At 36.9% G+C, this 4,709-nt stretch carries 4 protein-coding genes; all 4 read right to left on the bottom strand.

All coding sequences use genetic code 11. The features are described 5' to 3' along the window. Nucleotides 1-45: 45 nt before the first annotated feature. Nucleotides 46-1,434: a glucoamylase family protein gene (locus WFK35_RS20745; protein ID WP_336734390.1), complete on the bottom strand. Its 1,389-nt coding sequence runs from the start codon at nt 1,432-1,434 to the stop codon at nt 46-48. 13 nt (nt 1,435-1,447) lie between these two features. Next, nucleotides 1,448-2,845, bottom strand: coding sequence for a glucoamylase family protein (locus WFK35_RS20740; RefSeq protein ID WP_336734388.1), 1,398 nt, complete (start codon nt 2,843-2,845; stop codon nt 1,448-1,450). Between the two features lie 79 nt (nt 2,846-2,924). Next, nucleotides 2,925-3,995 (bottom strand): LamG-like jellyroll fold domain-containing protein, encoded by a 1,071-nt coding sequence (locus tag WFK35_RS20735; RefSeq protein WP_336734386.1) that lies wholly within the window; start codon nt 3,993-3,995, stop codon nt 2,925-2,927. Between the two features lie 18 nt (nt 3,996-4,013). Beyond that, nucleotides 4,014-4,667, bottom strand: a complete 654-nt coding sequence (locus WFK35_RS20730; RefSeq protein ID WP_336734392.1) for a RagB/SusD family nutrient uptake outer membrane protein — start codon at nt 4,665-4,667, stop codon at nt 4,014-4,016. Nucleotides 4,668-4,709 lie beyond the last annotated feature (42 nt).

The raw sequence follows: 4,709 nt of genomic DNA, 5'->3' as shown, positions 1-4,709 counted from the left end.
TCTAAAATAGCGAGTGCGGAAAGCGGGAAAAAGCTCCTGAAAAAATTATTTAATATGGTATTTTTCCGATTTGAAGCTTAGTTTCTTTAATCCTTGCTGAATTTCGGATGCATTCATGAATAGTTTCCACAAAAATCCGGTTCTGTAATTTTCTATCATTGGAGCAATCGTTCCCTGATCAATCGCGAGATATCTCGGCGTTGTCCAGTTATTATAATGAATAGACGTTGCATCGTAAGGCCCGGCTGAGCCAATAAATTCAGGTTTTTGGGTGTAAATAAATCTTAAAAAATCCATTGATTCTTTTGGAGAATACGGAAAACTGCTCAACGCCGCAGTAGGAGTAATTACCCCACGGTCATTTTGCGGAAAATGTGCATCATATCCTGCGCTTCCGTCCTCATTTCTTGAATAACTGGCTGTTAATCCCCAATAATTGGATCCATATCCTTTCCAGTTTTTGGGATTTTCAACGCAATATTTGTAATCAATAAGAACCTGATTTTTATTTAAATCAAAATAGTTTTTGATTAATTTATCTGATAAGTTCGTCGGATCGAGACCGATATAGGAATAATGTGCCCAAAATAATGGCCCTCCATATTCTGCTGCACCATTGTGCTTTACGTACATCGGCAGACCATATTTTTCTTTATCTGAAAGGTAGGTTCCGTTTCTTGTCCAGCCTTTGTAATAGGTTTCGGCATCAATCGGATAAGTAGGTGACGAAGCGGCTAAAATGTAAGTAATTAAACATTCGTTGTAGCCTTCCAACGGAAAGTTCATTTCCCACTGATAATCGGGCGACCAATGCCAGTAAAGGACTTTCTGTCCACCTTTTGTGTACCAGTTCCATTGGACACCTTTCCAAAGCTCGTCACATTTTTTTGCCAGCGCTTTTTCTTCTGCGTTTCCGTTTTTAAAATATTCACGAACCATTAAAATTCCTGAAGTTAAGAAAGCGGTTTCTACCAGATCTCCTCCATTATCTTTTTTGCCGAACGGCACTGTTTTTCCAGTTTCACCATTGATCCAGTGCGACCAGGCTCCTTTATGACGATCTGCTTTTGCAAGAAAATCCATCATGGTAGTCAATCTTTTCACCGCATCTTTTCTTGGGATAAATCCTCTTTCTACACCCACTAAAATGGTTGCCAGTCCAAATCCAGATCCTCCTGTCGTCACAACATGTTTATCATTATCCGGATAGATATTATCTTCGTGATAACGTTCTCTTCCCAACATTGAATTGGGCTCTGCATAATCCCAAAAATACTTTAAAGCATCTTTTTGCACCTTATCCATTAACTGCTCGTCTGTGATATTGCTTTTTACAATCTGAACTTTTGAAACTTCCTGCATGGAAGTCTGTGAGTTCTTACACGAAACCGAGAGTGATGATATAGTGATGACTGAAAGTATTATCCTTTTCATAATTTAATTTTGTTTAAAATCCATACTGTGTAGAATGGAATCCTAATTTTATTAATCCCTGCTTCACGTCTGGCGCATTCATAAATAACTGCCATAAAAACTGGCTTTTATAATTTTCTACCATTGGTGCAATCGTTCCCTGATCTATTGCGAGATATCTTGGCGTCACCCAATTGTAATGAACAGAATAAGCATCGTAAGGTCCTGCAACGCCTACATATTTATTATAATTTTCATTATACAGAAATCTGAGCATATTCATACTTTCTGCAGGTGTGTAGGGCATACTCGACAATGCTGCTGTAGGAGAAATAATTCCTAAATCGTTATTTGGCTGATGTGCAGCGTAATCGTCTGCTCCTGTATTTGGATTTCGGGAATAACTTGCTGTAAGTCCCCAACTTTTTGAATTATAGCCCTGCCATCCTTTTGGATTGGCAACGCAATACTGATACATTATTTTGGCATGATTGGTTGTAGCATCGCCATAGTTTACATATTCATCGGACAAGCCTCTCGGATCCAGTCCTAAAAATGAATAATGCGACCAAAACATCGGACCTACCGTGCCATTTGCACCGTTATGATTGACCACAACAGGTAATCCATACTGAGATCCTGTATTTTTTATACTTCCGCTTCTTGCCCATCCCTGCTGATAAACAGGTTTAGCGATTGAATAGTTTGGAGATGCAGCAGCCATGACATAGGTAATTAACGTCTCGTCAAAGCCTCTTAACGGCATATTCATCTGCCAATCATAATTGGGAGACCAATGCCATGTAAGCATATTAGGAGCTGCAGGATTTTGTGTATACCAGTTCCATTCAATTCCTTTCCATAGCACATCGGCTTTCTGAGAAATTGCCAGTTCTGAAGCATCTGAAGAATTTTTAAAATATTCTCTCACACAGATCAGTCCCTGCGCAAGAAATGAAGTTTCTACCAAATCTCCTCCGTTATCTTTCTGGCTGAAAGGTACAACCTGACCATTCGTTCCGTTAATCCAATGCGGCCATGCTCCGTGAAAACGATTGGCATTCTGAAGGAAATTAAGAGAGGTTGTTAATCTGGAAACCGCTTCAGCTCTGGAAATATACCCGTTTTTAATACCCACTAAAATAGTCATCAGTCCAAAACCTGAACCTCCGGTCGTAACAATATTTGCATCCAGAGAAGGATTATCGGTATGATATCTTTCTCTTGCCAATTTTGATCCCGATTCGGCGTAATCCCAAAAATACTTTAAAGCATCTTTTTGTACCATTTCGATGAGTTGTGCATCGGTGTAGTTGTTGGCGGGATTAGGATTGTAAGTTTCGCCTAATGATGGAGCATCAGAATTTGAACAGCCAGTAATGAAGCCTAAAGCTGATAAAACAAGACTAATTTTGATTAGATTTTTTTTCATTATTAATAAGTATAGTATAAAAAACACTTTATAGCAAAAAAACCATAAAGTGTTTATTTATATTTCTAATTAAATATATTTAGTATAATTTACTAGCCGTTACCTCAGCTTGAGTTAGAGCTTTATTATAAACTCGCACCTCATCAATTAAACTTAGGTCAGAATTGTGTCCCCAATACGAAAATGACGGAGCACCAGAACCAATCACTACATTACTGCTAGATGAAAAATCAAAAGGAGTAGTATATGAAGATGTTCTCACTAATGTTCCATCAAAATAAATTTTAGATTCAGTCTTAGAAACAGTAACTGCTACATGAACCCATTGGTTATTAACTGATAATGTTCCTCCATCATTCCAGGATTCATCAGCTCCAACTCCAACATTAAGCTTAACTGTTTGAGATGTTGCATTACCTTCCCTAAATAATCTCAATCCTTGTTTTCTATTATCATTTGAATCATTACTGTCATCATTTATTGTAATAATTCCCGCACGGTCTGGAGAAGAATTCACCTTATACCAAAAAGTAAAACTTACTCCATCTGTACTATATAATCCGGACAATGGAAAACTTAAATATCCAGAATTCCCACCACCATATGCAGCTCCTGAGTATCCCCCAGAAACTGTAACTGGGCTACCCGTTACAGATGGATTGTTTGTACTGATAAGATCGGTAAAGACATTACCTCCTGAAAAAGGCATATACAAAGTCTCATAAAGACTTTTTTTATTGTATTTATCTACAGTAAATGTAAAAGATTGAGTTGCTGCTTTTCCAGTCTTATCTTTTGCATCAATCTTAATAGTATGACTTCCAATGGATAAATTATCATAAGAATATGTTCCATTATAAATTCTATAATCTAAGAATGAATTTTTACTCTCAATTTTAGTACCATCCAAAAATACATCAACATTGCCTATCTCAATATCATCAGTAATTTTATACTGAAATTTTATATTTGCTCCGGAAGCTGATGAAGGAATGAAGAGATTTCCTGAAGGGTTTACAATCTGTATTGTCGGAGCAGAAACATCATTACCTGGAGCAACTTCATTTATATCGTCAATATATCCATCTTGACAAGATAGTGAACTTGTGATCACCATACCCGTAAGAAATATTTTTATTATATTTTTCATAATTAGAAGATATTATATCTATTTTATTGAATTAATTTTATCTATTTGTGCTAAAGGATAAGGTAAGAATTGTTTATCCATAGTGAATGTTCTTCCATCATAACTTAATGCAGCTGTATTTCCAAGTCTTACCATATCATAATAACGAATTCCCCACTCCATACCCAGCTCAGCATATTTTTCATCCATCACCTGATCTGCAGTTACTGAAGCTAAAGCACTTAGTCCTGCTCTGTTTCTAACAATATTAACAGCGTTTACAGCTGAACCAGCTGTAGGATTAGCTCCTCTTGCAACTGCTTCTGCATACATTAATAAAATTTCAGCATAACGTACAATGATGAAGTTCTTATTACTTCCGTAATCTTTTCTTCCTGCTGTTAACTGATTGGATGGCAAATAATGTTTACCACTTGCAAACATTGCTCTTGTATAATCATTTATTACATCACCTTCAATAGTAGTATTAGATACCCAAGTAGGCAGAGTTGCAAAAGCAGGATCTTCTTTAATTTTATTAATCCCTCTGTTTGTAAATAACACACTTGATTGTAATCTCTTTTTTTCACCGCGGCTTAACATAAACTTAATATATTTTAAACTAGGCTCGTAAAACCCCCAGCCATCATGGGATCTTGTTACAGATGGTGTCCATCCTGGAGGCCCAAAAATTGCCCATTAATGGTTTTTGGACCCACCGCCACTCGCAACTCC

It is taken from the genome of Chryseobacterium sp. VD8, from assembly GCF_037149975.1.
Classification (GTDB): domain Bacteria; phylum Bacteroidota; class Bacteroidia; order Flavobacteriales; family Weeksellaceae; genus Chryseobacterium; species Chryseobacterium indicum.
This window is presented reverse-complemented; position numbering and strand designations above follow the sequence as displayed.